This window comes from Leptolyngbya sp. FACHB-60 (assembly GCF_014695775.1).
GTDB lineage: Bacteria > Cyanobacteriota > Cyanobacteriia > Phormidesmidales > Phormidesmidaceae > Nodosilinea.
In genome coordinates, this window is record NZ_JACJOX010000063.1 from 147,237 (window position 1) to 161,053 (window position 13,817).

Below are 13,817 nucleotides of genomic sequence, written 5' to 3' on the forward strand. Positions count from 1 at the left end.
TAATCTGTGATACAGAAATATAATAAGCGAAAAACTGCTTAATCAAACTTCATTTTTTGGACTCTTACAATTAATCCTAAGATAGAGCCTGTTAGAAGAAGCGGCCGTTACGCTGTGAAGCAAGAGTTTGAGCGATCGCTTGTTCTGCCAAATTGCAGGCCAAAACCGATTGTTTTGTCATTGCTTTATCACTGCGATCGTCGTCATTCTCTCCTCTAGATTATGAGTAGGGAAAAATGAATCAGTTTAAGCCAGTTATCGTTGTTCACGGTGGAGCTAAAACCATTTCAGAAGACAAGCTGGCGGCAAATCACGCTGGATGTCGAGCAGCCGCAGAGGCGGGGTGGAATATACTTCATAGTGGCGGTAGTGCAGCCGCAGCCGTTGAGGCTGCTATTCAGGTATTAGAGTCTGACCAAACATTCAATGCAGGCTTCGGTTCAGCGATGAACAGTGAAGGCGAAGTTGAAGACGATGCGGCCATGATGGATGGAGCAACGTTGTCTTGGGGAGCCGTTGCAGCCGTGCAGAGAGTTCGTCATCCTATCTCCGTTGCTCGCAGAATTATGGAGGACAAGTCTCGATTTCTAGTGGCTGAAAGTGGTGAACGATTTGCCCTCGAGCATGGGCTAGAAATGTGTGGTAAAGACGACCTGGTCAGCGAAGAACAGTATCAGGAGTGGAAAGAAGAAGCTAACGTTTTAGATCGTCCAAATACTGTGGGTTGTGTGGCACTAGATACCAATGGCAATCTCGTTGCAGGGACTTCTACAGGGGGGCTGACGGATCAACCTCAAGGACGCGTGGGTGATTCTGCTTTGGTTGGCGCTGGTTTATATGCAGATAATCAACTGGGCGCTTGCTCAACTACGGGTGATGGCGAATCAATTGTTCCAGTTGTACTTGCGAAGACGGCGATCGATGCCTTAGCTGAAGAAACTCATCCAGACCAAGCAGCCCAACACGCGATCAACACCCTCAAAGCGCGTGTAAAAGGCGAGGCAGGCTGTATCTTGCTTGATCGTCAGGGGCGCATCGGTTGGGCCTACAACTCAGACAATATGGCGGTTGCCTACATGACTGAAGCTTTGCAACAGCCAGCCACTTTTACCCAAAAGGAATAATCATTTGCGATTGCTTAAACTGCCATGTTTTCTCAAACAGACTTTAAATTCTTTCAAGGCAATTCTCTTTCTGATCTCTTCGCTCAGGATATTGAAAATGAATCATGTGCCCTGATCTTAAATTATCCGGCAACTGCAAAATGGGCTGCTTATCCCAACGTTCAGAAATATTTCCTGCAAGATGGCAGCAGTGAAGCCACTAAAACATCATTTGACAAAATTTGTCAGAAAGAACCCTGGAAAAATCTGGCTGTACTGGGAGATACGCTTCCTGGGGTAGTCATCAGCCCACCGCGGAATCTATTAATGCAATATTGGCAGGAGCATTTTGGCTTTCGCGATCAACAACTAGAGATGATGGATTGCTCAACGTATTTAGATGATTTTAACCAGAGCAACCACCTCAGCCAAGCGATTACGCTTTTTCCATTTGATCGATTACTACCCGAAAAACATGCCGTCAACCCCGATACGCATTATCGTTTGTTAAGCAAAGCCACCCTCGCTAAGTTAGGAGTACTTTGCCCAATTTATCAAACCTATGATTTAAAGCGAGTTGATTTAAATCAAATTCAACTTCCATCAGAGTACCCCTACCTAATTAAGACATCACATGGTCTTTCGGGCGAGGGTACCTATATTATTCGCAGTAGCAGCGATCTTAACTACTGCTTGGAAGAACTTAGAAAGTATATGAGAATCAATTTATTAGAAACCATTATTGTTTCAGAATTTGTTAAGCATGAAGTTGGCAACTACTGTGTGCAGTTCTATGTGAACAAAGCTGGAAAGATTACTCTAATCGGTGTGACGCAGCAGCTAGTAAGTCCCGAAGGGAATTATTTAGGTGGATTAGTTGATTACACGGATGATTTGAGTAAATTCTTGCAAATGATTTTAGCGGTAGGACAGTATGCCTATCAGCAAGGATACTTCGGTATTATTGGTTTTGATGTTTTGGAGGATAGGGATGGAAAACTTTATGCGATCGACGCTAACTTTCGCATTAATGGTTCCACACCGCTTTGTCTTCAGCGTCATTTGTTGCTAAAGCACGATAAGGCAATCGCAAAATATTCGAGCGATTATCGGATGGAAGGAACGCTTGATTCAATTTTGCTCACATTGAAGTCAGAGCTAGAGCGCAAAGACTTTCTCATCTTGTCGGCGCTAGAGAAGGTGAAATATGGCAAAATTTATACCGAAATCTACGGCATTGTAACAGGGAAAAGCTTGCAAGATATGCAACAGATAGAACAGAGCTTGTACAGCAAAGGCTTGCATTTGACGAGCTAACGCACAGTGAGATAGGGCGTAATAGGATTGAGCGAGGACAAAAACGCCCATGTACCCAACCGTTCAAGCTCGGTTTGATCACAAATTGGCGCCTGAATGAATGATGCTCACCATCAGGTGTTTCGATTCCGTTAGCGGTTACAGAGTGAATATGGAGAAACACTCTTTGGTTGATGGTTGAGGATCTGTCTCCTACTGAAATACTCGAACGGATGGTTCATTTCGTCGATTCAGGATCAACCGCATAACCCGATTCTATAAACCCAACTTTTGCTAATTCCTCCAGGCCTACGCTACCGCAGCGAACATGGCTTCATAGGGTTGAGGATTGGCGTTGTCTTGGGCAACAATTTCCACAATCTTGTTGCGCGACTGGGGCAGATATAGCGCTTCTACACAGACCTCAGCCACCTTCTGCCGGGTCACACTGCCCTCAGATAGCGTATCTGCTGGGGCCATAACTAGGGTGCGGGTGTCGGTGTCGTCATCCTTGAGGCCGCCGGGTCGAACAATAGTGTAGGTAAGACCGCTAGCTTGCAGGTAGGCCTCAGCCTGGTGCTTCCAATACAGAATGAGAAAGAACAGATTGAGCGGGTGAAAAAAGCGTGAGGCGCAGAGCGACGACACCATCACAAAGTGCTCAATGCCGGTTTCTTTAGCCACATCGATCAGGTTTTTGTTGCCTTCGTAGTCAACCTGGTAAGGGCCGGTGGGGTCAAAGCCGGGGCGAGCGCCGGTGGCCGATAGCAGTACAGTGCAGCCTGCGATCGCCTTGCGAATGCTCTCCTTATCGGTGACGCTGCCTTCCATCAGCGTGACCTCAATGGGCAACTTTTCTCGGGCAGCGGCGGCATCGCGCACAAAGGCCACCACGGGCACGCCGCGACCCACGAGCTGGTTCACAATTTTTGAACCTGTGGCCCCAGTCGCCCCAGCAACAAATGCTTTCACGGCTAATTCCCCGATAGTTATAGAACTGCTTTGATCTTACGGAAGGCGATATGAAAAGAAACCAACCCTAGGGCGGGTTACATGAAACCGTGATAAGCATGACAGTTCTGAGGGGCACACTTGAGATACTAAAGCCTTAGGATGGTTAAGCCTGGGACGCAACCTTCGGCGCAATTATATTGTCTGATGTTGTTTAAGCAAGTGGTTGCACAGTGACTCTTGAATTCATGCCATCTGCCCAAAACCCTAACACCTCGTCCTTGCCAGAGGATGAGAAGGTTGGCGTTGAGGCGGCGATGGTCAACGAGCAAACTCCCCCGGTCACCGCTGACCATGCGGTCGGCCAAGCCCCCCATGCACAGGTACCCTTTGTAGACGGGGCCCTGCTGTTAGAAGGGCACTATGCCGGCAAAATGGACATGGCTGCCGACAGCGATACCGTCGGTCGCTACCTCAATAGCCACCGGGGGTGGTTTACCCGCTGCGCTCACCCGATGCAGGTAGAGCATATTTCAGACCACGGCTATGGGCTGGTGGTCGGGCGTTTCTCGGTGCTGGGCTATGAAGTGGAGCCCAAAGTGGGTTTATATCTGTCGCCCCTCGATCACCAGGTCTACCGCATTGATACGATTCCGGTGCCAGGGTACGTGCCTCCCGGCTACGATGTCGATTTTCATGCGGTGATGCGTTTGCAGGATGGCCCCATGGCCACCCCTCCCGCCACCAATTTGACTCAGGTTGACTGGGATCTGAGCCTGGCAGTCAAGATTCACATGCCGCGCCTGCTAAACTCGGTGCCGCGATCGCTGCTCAAGTCCTCGGGCGATCGCTTGCTCAACCAGGTGGTGCGCCAGGTCTCTAAGCGCCTCACCCGCAAGGTGCAGGAAGATTTTCACCACAGCTACAACCTGCCCTTGCCCGAGAGTTACCGGGGCCACCACTTTTGGTCAAACTGGGGCCGGTAATTGGGCGGTGTCTACGACGGTCAGGCTTAGGCTAGACCTGAGGATAGTTTGAACTGGCAACACAAAGCGATCGCGGCCTAGGGGTTTCCTTTGAGCTGCGATCGCTAAAAACTTATTGCTTAGGACTTGCCTAAGTCGCCCCACGGACTAGGAGCCAGCCGAGGCTTGAAGGTCAGTCAGCAGCCGTTGCACAATTTTCATGCCGGTAAAGGCTTGCCAGCTAAACAGCCCGACTAGCACCATGTTGAGGGTGATGTGGGTGAGCCGAGCCGTCTCACTGCCCTTCTGCATAAACGGCACTAGGGCGGCAGAGACAGCAATCAGGGTTGCCATACCCAGGCCTGCTAACAAGTGAGGCCCCACAAACAGCTTGCCAGCCTCTAAGTAGGTAGCCCCCATGCCACCCACGGTGCCAATCACCATCCAGGCCAGCAATACAGAGCCGACCTTGTGGTGCTTAAGGGCAAATTTACCTTTGATCAACTCTTTGCGGGTTTCGGCATCAGCCAGGCGGGTGCGGCGCGACTGAATCCCCAGGTAAAGGGCGTAAAGGGTCATCGCCAGCAGCAGCCACATGGTTACGGGGTGAACAAAGTTGAGCCAGGGTTGAATCGTGTCTAAGGTCATGGGGCTCCGTTGTTGCGTTTTCCGGCGTTACATTTATTTAACAAAATTATAGGAGCACAGATTCTGGCTTGGCAAAGCATTGGATCAGAATGAGTCCAGAATAAATAAGTTACCAGCAGGAACCTAAGTTCAGGGATAGCGCCGTGCAGGCCCAGGTCTGGGTTTTGCCCCATCCGTCACCCAGGGAGTATGGCCTCATTTGTTGTAGAGAAACCAGTTTTAGGGAGATGTCATGCGGCGATTGACCAAAGGCCAGGCTCCGCCAACGCAGCGGTTTTTGATAGCATTACTGGCCAGTTTTTTGGGGGCGGTGCTACTCAGCCAGGGGGTTCCAGGGTTTGCAACCGAGCCTGCCGGGGTGGTGGAGCCAGCAGCAACGGTGCTGGCCAATGCCGAGGATGCGCTGCCGGTAGACCCAGCCGCGCGGCCCGAAAATACGCTGCCTACTCCATTCCCAGAGCAGCCTGACGGCACCCTAAAGCTGCCGCCCAAGGAACCCGATATTCCCGAAATTCCTGGGGCTGGCTCTGAGGCCGTTCCAGCGGCGGCAGACATAGATGCCGATTCGACCTTAGGGCGGGCGCTGCTGCTGTCGGGCCTTTCGCCCGAGGTGGCCAAGCGCAGCGAAATTTTAATCGAGGCCGATCGCCTCTACCAAGCAGGCAATCGCGCCGATGCTGAACTCCTCTATCGGGCGGCCAAAGACCCAGAATGGCTGGCAGAAACAGGGCCAGAGCTGGCGATCGCCCCCCTCACCGACCCCGCTGAGCTACCTCCTGCTGGGCAGGTTTACTGGCGCGAGGCCCAGGCCGGGATCGAGTCCGAGTTCCCCAATCGGGTGCTGGTGCCCCTAGAGCTACTGGTGGAGAACTACCCCGAGTTTTTGCCGGGGCAGGCCCTCTACGCCCGCTACCTGGTGCAGCATGATCGGGCCGACGAGGCGGCTCGGGTGCTGGATGGGGCGATCGCCCGCTATCCCTATAACCCCGACCTGCTCAAGGCCCAGGCTGAGGTGCAGATGGCCCGCGAACAGTGGATTGAAGCCGCCATTACCGCTAACCAGTTCGCCATCCTCAACCCCGAGCACCCCGAAGCCGAAGCCATGGGTGCCCTGGCCCGGCAGAACCTCGATCGCTTTCGCGGCGAGACGAACCAGACCCTAACCCGCAACTTGATATCAAACATTGTCACTGGAGCAGCGGGGTATATTCTCACCGGGGGGTTGCTGGGGCCGTTTAGCGCGATTAATTCCGGCATTTTGCTCATGCAGGGCGAAAGCGGTTTGGGCAATCAGGTGGCTGAGCAGGTGAAGCGACAACTGCCCATTGTTGATGATCCTGAAATTCGCGCCTACGTGAACGACATGGGTCAGCGGCTAGCCGCCTTGGCCGGACGCGACGAGTTTGATTACACGTTTGAGGTGATCATGGATGATAGCCTCAACGCCTTTGCTCTGCCCGGCGGCAAAATTTTCCTAAATGCTGGAGCGATTACCAAAAGCCACTCTGAAGCCGAACTGGCTGGTTTGGTCGGCCATGAACTGGCCCACGCGGTGCTCTCCCACAGCTTTCAGATGGTGACCCAGGGCAACCTTACCGCCAGTCTGGCCTCGTTTATTCCCATTCCTGAGGTGGCCAACATCGCCGCTGGGCTGGTGGTGTCGAGCTACTCCCGCGACATGGAGCGCCAGTCAGATATCTTGGGCACTAAGCTGCTGGCCACTAGCCGCTACGCCGCTGACGGCCTGCACAATCTGATGATTACCCTCGAAGACGAGGTCGGCAACCAGGGCGTGGCCTGGTTTGCCTCGCACCCCAATCCGAGCGATCGCGTCAGCTACCTCAAGCAGCTGATCGACCAGGGCGGCTTCGACCGCTACGCCTACGAAGGGGTCGAAACTCACCTAAAGATGCGCTACAAAATGAACCAGCTAATCACTCAATACAAACTGGAGCAAGGCATTCCAGAAGATGAGCCAATTCAGGATAGGCGGCGCTAAGTCAGGCTTTTCCAAGGACTAGCGCATCCTACTGTGTTCTCGGTCTCAGCTAACGGCAAAGCCAATTAGCTGTTGAAACCAGCGCAGAACCGTGCAAACGTCTTAGCGAACGTTTACCCCACGATCGCCGCTAACAGCAGCACCACCCCCAGCGCAAAGCACCCCACCATTGACCAAAACGCAATTTTGGCGCTTTGATCAACGCTCTTGGTAATGGCTTCGTGGGATTTCAGCGTAATGATGTAGGGTTGGTCGTCCTGGGCGGGTTTTTCAATGGCGATGGTGCCGGTGCGATCGCTCGCCATGCCCACCACTAGCAGCGGCCGATCGAGCGGCAGAACGGTTTCCCGATAGCGATAGCCCAGAGTGCGGCGGGGGCCGCTGATACTGTCTTCCCCCAGCGCTAGCGAAAACGGGCCAAAGGAGAGCATGCCCCCCGCCGGGTTGCCCGGCCGAAATTCGTCCAGCACCTCCACTGGCTCGATCTTGGCCTCTTCAGGATCCACTCGCACCTGCCCCGACGGATCTACCAGGTCGAAGGGAATGCGCTGACTGTGCTCGCTGATGGTTTCTGAACCCCGCTGGGTGCTGGTCGTGACTTTGCCGTCACTGTCTTTCTGACGCACGGTTTCTTCGTACTCGCGCACCACGGTGCTGGTGTAGCAGACGCAGGGAACTGCCTTAAATTCTGAAGTAAGTGGTGTGGTTGTTTTGACGGTGCCCCGCAGCCACACGTAGTCACGCCAGTCGCCGCCGCCAATTTCCTTTGAGACGGCAGTAGCGCTGGCCTCTAGGTCTGCCGCCTGACAGGCACGGGCCAGTTTGAGCTGACGACAGCGGCGCTGCTGGCGGTTTTGCACCCACCCGAGCACGGCCCCAGCGATAATGAGAATAATGCCTGCGATCGCCATACTGCTCTCCCGCAATGCTGTCAGCTCTGACTATCAGCTTGCCCAGACGCAACACCCGAAACCCTGCCCCTTAACGAATTTGCACGAAAGGCTTTTCTGCTAGCGTTATCTATCGAAAGGTTTTGTTGCAAAACTTAAAGCCTTGCCGACTGTCTTAAAAGCCCTGATACACTGACATTTAGCGATTCATTGGACAGTTGTCCTTTTCTCTGTTCTCAGGATGTGAATTAGTCCAGAGCGTCAGAGTTGCAAAGACTGCTTCCCCTTAGCATCGCCCGCCGGGAGATAGACCGGCTCACGTTCACCGCGCCATCGAAGGACTCATGGTAGATTCCCTTAAAAAGCCTGAATTACAAGAGATTCGCCCAGGGGTAAAGTCTCCCGCTAAAGACACCATTCTCACCCCTCGGTTTTATACCACCGACTTTGACGAGATGGCCGCCATGGACCTCTCCATCAACGAAGACGAGATGCTTGCCATCCTCGACGAGTTGCGGGCTGACTACAACCGTCACCACTTCGTCCGCAGCGAGGTCTTTGACCAGTCTTGGGACTGTGTCACCGGCGAAACCCGGCAGGTGTTTGTAGAATTTCTGGAGCGCTCCTGCACCTCTGAGTTCTCTGGCTTTTTGCTCTACAAAGAATTGAGCCGTCGCCTCAAGGGCAAAAACCCTCTGCTGTCTGAGTGCTTTGAGCTGATATCGCGCGACGAAGCGCGTCACGCGGGCTTTCTCAACAAGGCCATGGCTGACTTCAACATGCAGCTAGACCTGGGCTTTTTAACCAAGAGCAAAGACTACACCTTCTTTAAGCCCAAGTTCATCCTCTACGCCACTTACCTGTCAGAGAAGATTGGCTACTGGCGCTACATCACCATCTTCCGCCACCTCGAGTCTCACCCTGAAAACGAGATCTACCCCATTTTCCGGTTCTTTGAGAACTGGTGCCAAGACGAAAACCGCCACGGCGACTTCTTCTCTGCCTTCATGAAGTCCCAGCCCAAAATTCTCAACGACTGGAAGGCCAGGCTGTGGTGCCGCTTCTTCCTGCTGTCGGTGTTTGCCACCATGTACCTCAACGATCTCCGGGCCAGAGGTTTTTACGAATCCCTCGGGTTGAATGTCCGTGAGTACGACATCGAAGTCATCGAGAAAACCAACAAGACCGCTGGTCGAGTGTTTCCAGTGACGCTGAATGTCGAGCACCCCAGCTTCTTTAAGCGATTGGATGTGGCTGCCGCTGCTAACTCCAAGTTGAGCAAGATTGCTGAGTCGAATCAGCCTAAGCCGCTGAAGAAGCTGCAACAACTGCCTCACATTGCCACTATCGGCTGGCAGCTGGTGCAGCTCTACTTCCTCAAACCCATAGACGCCATGGCGACACGCGGCCAGGTGCGCTAGAGGGCATTAGCCATTTATCGGAACGCTATCCTCGTTTCCCCCAGCGGTTTTGCTCTTTGAGTGAGGCCGCTTTTTTTGCCTGTCCACCGGGTGGCAGCGCTGCTGGACGAAGGCGGTAAGATGCATAGGATTCATTGTGTGAGCTAGGAGCCGCCGAGTGGTGTTGACAAAAACTCAACTGTTGCGTCTGGGGGGCTGTCTGGCAGTGTTTGGAGTTGGGCAGAGTGCAATGGCGCTTGAGGGGCAACCTAATGTTGCTGGGGAGGTTGTGCCTACAAGGCCTGTTCTTGCAGACCCCCCTAATCTGGCAGCGTCTGGCCTAGCCCTTTGCCCTCAGACCGTCGATTTTGTGAAATCTTGTACGGTTTCCTTGGAGGCGACCCTGCCAACAGTTAGCGCCGTTACCCCAGAAACACTCGCCCTCGAACCTGAGGCAGTGGCCCCTACCCTCGACCTTGACCCGGCTGTGATTGAAGCCAGCCCTACACTCCAGCGCTGGTTAGAAGATGTGCCCGATGTGGCCGACGAGATTCGTCACCGACCTAGCTTTCGCACCAGGCTGCGGGTGGGCTATGCCCAGTTTCCCTCTACAGGGCAAATTGGCGGTTTTGGGGCAGCGCTCGAAGACGTATTTGTGGCGCCGGGCACAGGCCTCGCCGCCAGCGTTGACTACAGCCGCAGCTGGAATGGCCAGCGCGAATCTTATGGCGGTGAGGCGCGGTACTACCTGCTGCCTTTGGGCGGCTATTTCAACCTTGCGCCCACGGTGGGCTATCGCTCTCTCAGCACCCCGTCTTACCAGACCGACGGGCTAGATGTGGGCCTGCGCCTGATGCTGGTGCCCTCGCGGGGTGGCGGTGCCGATTTGGCCCTGAGCCAGCGCTGGGTGGCACCGGGCAGTGAAAGTGAGGTGGGGATTACGAGCCTAGCGATCGGCTATGCCGTGACTCGTCAGCTGCGGCTGGGCACCGATTTTCAGCGGCAAAACTCTCGTTTTGGCCAAGACAGCCGCGTCGGAGTTTCTTTAGAACTGTTGCTCTAGCAATTGTTGCTACAGGGTGGGTATCAATAGAGGTCTGCAAAGCTCCTAAGGTGTGCCAGTTCAACACAAAAAAAGGTGGAGAGCGATCGCTCTCCACCTTTTAGCTAGCCGAAGCAAGGCTGTGGGCTAGGGCAGGTGCCCAGTTAGTTCGAGCCGGGTTCAGAAAACTCGGCATCGATTACATCGTCGCCACCGGAGCTATCGCCAGGGGTAGCGTCGGGGCCAGGGGCTGCACCACCGGCGGCGTCGCCAGCAGCCTGCTGATACAGGTTGGTGCTAATGCCATAGAGGGTCTGTTGCAGTTCGCCGGTGAGGGTTTTGATGGTGTCAAAGTCCTCGGCTTCAATGGCGGTTCTCAGCGCCTTGATCTGCTCCTCAGCTTTCTCTTTGTCGGCAGCGGGCACCTTGTCACCCATGTCGGTGAGCTGCTTCTCGGCCTGGTAGGTGAGCGAGTCAGCCTGGTTCTTGAGGTCGATGCGCTCACGACGCTCTTTGTCAGCGGCGGAGTTGGCCTCGGCATCCTTCACCATGCGCTCGACCTCGTTCTCGTCGAGGGTGGAAGCCCCCGAGATGGTGATGGTCTGCTCTTTGCCGGTGCCCTTGTCTTTGGCGGTGACATTGAGAATGCCGTTGGCGTCAATGTCAAAGATCACCTCGACTTGGGGCACACCACGGGGCGCGGGGGGAATGCCAGAGAGCTGGAAGTTACCCAAGCTCTTGTTATCGCTGGCCATTTCACGCTCGCCCTGGAGCACCTTAATTTCCACGTTGGTTTGGCCGTCTTGGGCGGTGGAGAACACCTCCGACTTCTTAGTGGGAATGGTGGTGTTGCGGGTGATCAGCTTGGTCATCACGCCGCCAAGGGTTTCCACACCCAGAGACAGGGGGGTAACATCGAGCAGCAGAATGTCTTTGACTTCACCGGCCAGCACGCCACCTTGAATAGCAGCCCCTACAGCTACGACCTCGTCAGGGTTGACGGTTTCGTTAGGCTCTTTGTCAAGGGTGCGCTTGACCACGTCTTTGATGGCGGGAATGCGGGTGGAACCACCTACCAGCACCACTTCGTCAATGGCGGTTTTGGCTATCTTGGCATCCTTTAGGGCCTGCTCGACGGGGATGCGGCAGCGATCGATCAGATCGGCGCACAGCTCCTCGAATTTACCTCGGGTGAGGGTCATTTCCAGGTGCTTAGGGCCGTCCTGGGTGGCGGTGATAAAGGGCAGGTTAATCTCTGCCTGGGTGACGCTCGACAGCTCGATTTTGGCTTTTTCAGCGGCTTCAGTCAGGCGTTGCAGGGCCTGCTTATCTTTGCGCAGTTCGATGCCTTCCATCTTTTGAAACTCGCCCGCCAAGTAGTCAACGATCTTCTTGTCGAAGTCGTCGCCACCCAGGTGGGTGTCGCCAGAGGTAGCCAGTACTTCAAATACGCCGTCGCCCACTTCAAGAATGGAGACGTCGAAGGTACCACCGCCAAGGTCAAAGACCAAGATGGTTTCGTTGCTCTTGCGATCGAGACCGTAGGCTAGCGACGCAGCGGTCGGCTCGTTGATGATACGCAACACTTCGAGACCAGCAATTTTACCGGCGTCTTTGGTGGCCTGGCGCTGGGAGTCGTTGAAGTAGGCCGGCACAGTAATTACGGCCTGGGTGACTTTTTCGCCCAGGTATTTGCCGGCATCGTCGGCTAGCTTGCGCAAAATTTGAGCCGAAATTTCTTCGGGCGAAAATTGCTGGCCTGCCTGGGGACAGTCAATTTTGACGTTGTTGCCAACATTCATCACTTTGTAGGCGACTTCGGTCGACTCGGTGGTGACTTCGTCGAAACGACGACCGATGAAGCGCTTGACCGAGTAAAAGGTGTTCTCGGTGTTCATCACCGCTTGGCGCTTGGCGATTTGGCCAACGAGGCGATCGCCGTTCTTTGCATAGGCGACGACCGAGGGCGTAGTGCGAAAGCCTTCAGCGTTAGCGATAACGGTGGGCTTGCCCCCTTCCATGACGGCAACCACTGAGTTTGTGGTGCCTAGGTCGATTCCAACTACTTTACCCATATTGTCTTTGCTCCGGCTTGACAGCTATATCATCTATAGTGCTTGCTCAAGCCATTTCTCTGAAGGAGGGGATACCGAACCGCGGAAGGCGGGGTATGGGGTAGAGGAGTAGATGAGGGGGATGGGGAAGATGGGGGAGATATCCTTTCCCTAGGGTGTATCTGGTGAGTGGCTCTTGTGGTTAGTTACGATCGCTGCTCGTACTCAAGGAGGGACTGCAACGGCTCGACTAGGGGCGGTAGGCTGCGATGAATCGTTCTCCAAATAGTGGGTATGTCTAGCTGAAAGTATTCGTGGGCAGCTACATTGCGCATGTCTTTCATCAAGCGCCAGGGGAGGTCAGAATAGCGCTGTTGAATCGCTTCAGGAATGTTAGCTGAGGCCTCACCAATGACGATGAAGTCGTAGAGCACTGCCTTGAGGATGGTTTCATCATCTTCAAATACTTCAAAACTGATGGCTGAGGTGCGTACTTGAATAGCGCTGATTGCGGTCAAGATGTCATGAATGCGAAGTAGCCAGTCTCTAGAAGACACGAACAGCATCCTTAATGACGGGTTCGCGGAGATGGGCTTTGAGCGCTGCACGGGTGCCCATGTCCACGGCACACCCTAAAAGGTCTTCGAGATAGTGCTGTACTCGAAATACATCAAACAGAGTAGGCTCAATGGCAAATTCAACCAAAAAATCGACATCACTATTGGCATGGGCTTCGTCACGGGCCACTGAGCCAAATAATTCCAAGGTTTTGACCCCAAGCAATTCAAGATCGTGCTGGTGAGCCTGGGCCAACGTTACAACATGCCTGCAATTCATGGGTAAGGCTATTCTGAAACGTATAGAGCTAATTCTCCTGTCTATAGGTTACGCGCGCTACTTATAATTTTGACTCTGCCTTTACTGACGAAAATGAATTCGGCTTTGTCCTAATTCATTTTCAACGTAGCGGTTGCCCTCAGGGGTGAGGTGCAGATCGGCGATCGCCCGCTTGTACACCACAATCAGCCCCTGCTCGACCAGTCTCTCTAGCAACCGCTGGCGATCGCCTACCGACACCCGCCGATGGATCTGGCCAGGGCCAATGCGTCCCCCTAGGCACGATCGCAGAATCAGCAGCTCGTCGGGGGTGACAGGCCACACTGATAGATCGAGCTTGAGCAGGGTTTTGCCGGTGAGGGTGAGGCCAAATTGGGCGATGTCATAGTCATAGGTCAGCCAGCCTCTGGTCTGAAGCTGCTGACAGGCTTTGACTCGCTGTCGCATAGAACTTTTTCGCTCGACGGGCAGTGTGGAGAGGGAATCGCAGGTGCTGCCCATGGCTTTGAGTTGGCCCAAAATAGCCAACTCAAGAGGGGTTGGGGCCAGAGAGGTGGTCTGGTTCGCGCTCATTGGGGCTGAAAATGATGCGGTCGTCCTGAAACGATTGGCGTGGGGTGAAGTGTAATGGA

The 13,817-nt window shown here is 54.0% G+C and carries 13 protein-coding genes; 6 read left to right on the plus strand and 7 right to left on the minus strand.

The window, feature by feature from the left end; genetic code table 11:
- Nucleotides 1–236 precede the first annotated feature (236 nt).
- Nucleotides 237–1,124, plus strand: a complete 888-nt coding sequence (locus H6F57_RS23880; protein WP_190631262.1) for an isoaspartyl peptidase/L-asparaginase family protein — start codon at nucleotides 237–239, stop codon at nucleotides 1,122–1,124.
- 24 nt (nucleotides 1,125–1,148) lie between these two features.
- Entirely contained in the window at nucleotides 1,149–2,420 is a 1,272-nt protein-coding gene (locus H6F57_RS23885) for an ATP-grasp domain-containing protein (protein ID WP_190631264.1), read from the plus strand.
- A 288-nt stretch (nucleotides 2,421–2,708) separates the two neighbouring features.
- Here H6F57_RS23885 and H6F57_RS23890 read toward each other — a convergent pair whose 3' ends face one another.
- The gene (locus tag H6F57_RS23890) at nucleotides 2,709–3,371 is read right to left on the minus strand and encodes an NAD(P)H-binding protein (protein WP_190631267.1); all 663 of its coding nucleotides are present in this window, start codon (nucleotides 3,369–3,371) and stop codon (nucleotides 2,709–2,711) included.
- A gap of 227 nt (nucleotides 3,372–3,598) precedes the next feature.
- Here H6F57_RS23890 and H6F57_RS23895 point away from each other — a divergent pair, with 227 nt between their 5' ends.
- Nucleotides 3,599–4,336, plus strand: a complete 738-nt coding sequence (locus H6F57_RS23895) for a DUF1997 domain-containing protein (protein WP_199292409.1) — start codon at nucleotides 3,599–3,601, stop codon at nucleotides 4,334–4,336.
- A 147-nt stretch (nucleotides 4,337–4,483) separates the two neighbouring features.
- On the opposite strand, the gene H6F57_RS23900 is transcribed toward H6F57_RS23895, so the two are convergent.
- Complete coding sequence (locus tag H6F57_RS23900) at nucleotides 4,484–4,963, minus strand: DUF4079 domain-containing protein (protein ID WP_190631269.1); 480 nt, start codon at nucleotides 4,961–4,963, stop codon at nucleotides 4,484–4,486.
- A gap of 232 nt (nucleotides 4,964–5,195) precedes the next feature.
- On the opposite strand from H6F57_RS23900, the gene H6F57_RS23905 reads away from it, so the two are divergent.
- On the plus strand, nucleotides 5,196–6,962 hold the full coding sequence (locus tag H6F57_RS23905; protein ID WP_190631273.1) for a M48 family metallopeptidase: 1,767 nt from the start codon (nucleotides 5,196–5,198) through the stop codon (nucleotides 6,960–6,962).
- Between the two features lie 113 nt (nucleotides 6,963–7,075).
- On the opposite strand, the gene H6F57_RS23910 is transcribed toward H6F57_RS23905, so the two are convergent.
- Nucleotides 7,076–7,873: an E3 ubiquitin ligase family protein gene (locus H6F57_RS23910; protein ID WP_190631274.1), complete on the minus strand. Its 798-nt coding sequence runs from the start codon at nucleotides 7,871–7,873 to the stop codon at nucleotides 7,076–7,078.
- Between the two features lie 323 nt (nucleotides 7,874–8,196).
- Here H6F57_RS23910 and acsF point away from each other — a divergent pair, with 323 nt between their 5' ends.
- Nucleotides 8,197–9,273 (plus strand): magnesium-protoporphyrin IX monomethyl ester (oxidative) cyclase, encoded by a 1,077-nt coding sequence (gene acsF / locus H6F57_RS23915; RefSeq protein WP_190631277.1) that lies wholly within the window; start codon nucleotides 8,197–8,199, stop codon nucleotides 9,271–9,273.
- Between the two features lie 349 nt (nucleotides 9,274–9,622).
- Nucleotides 9,623–10,315 carry a hypothetical protein gene (locus H6F57_RS23920; RefSeq protein ID WP_199289985.1) on the plus strand — a complete coding sequence of 231 codons (693 nt, stop codon included), beginning with the start codon at nucleotides 9,623–9,625 and terminating at the stop codon, nucleotides 10,313–10,315.
- Between the two features lie 143 nt (nucleotides 10,316–10,458).
- On the opposite strand, the gene dnaK is transcribed toward H6F57_RS23920, so the two are convergent.
- The 4 genes from dnaK to H6F57_RS23940 all read right to left on the minus strand — a co-directional run bounded on the left by dnaK (nucleotide 10,459) and on the right by H6F57_RS23940 (nucleotide 13,758).
- A complete protein-coding gene (dnaK, locus tag H6F57_RS23925) occupies nucleotides 10,459–12,369 on the minus strand; it encodes a molecular chaperone DnaK (protein ID WP_190631279.1) in 1,911 nt (636 codons plus the stop codon).
- A gap of 185 nt (nucleotides 12,370–12,554) precedes the next feature.
- The gene (locus tag H6F57_RS23930; protein ID WP_190631281.1) at nucleotides 12,555–12,905 is read right to left on the minus strand and encodes a HepT-like ribonuclease domain-containing protein; all 351 of its coding nucleotides are present in this window, start codon (nucleotides 12,903–12,905) and stop codon (nucleotides 12,555–12,557) included.
- On the minus strand, nucleotides 12,895–13,185 hold the full coding sequence (locus tag H6F57_RS23935; RefSeq protein ID WP_190631283.1) for a nucleotidyltransferase family protein: 291 nt from the start codon (nucleotides 13,183–13,185) through the stop codon (nucleotides 12,895–12,897). The genes H6F57_RS23930 and H6F57_RS23935 overlap by 11 nt, the downstream gene beginning before the upstream one ends.
- An 81-nt stretch (nucleotides 13,186–13,266) precedes the next feature.
- Nucleotides 13,267–13,758, minus strand: a complete 492-nt coding sequence (locus tag H6F57_RS23940) for a hypothetical protein (RefSeq protein ID WP_190631284.1) — start codon at nucleotides 13,756–13,758, stop codon at nucleotides 13,267–13,269.
- Between the last annotated feature and the right edge of the window lie 59 nt (nucleotides 13,759–13,817).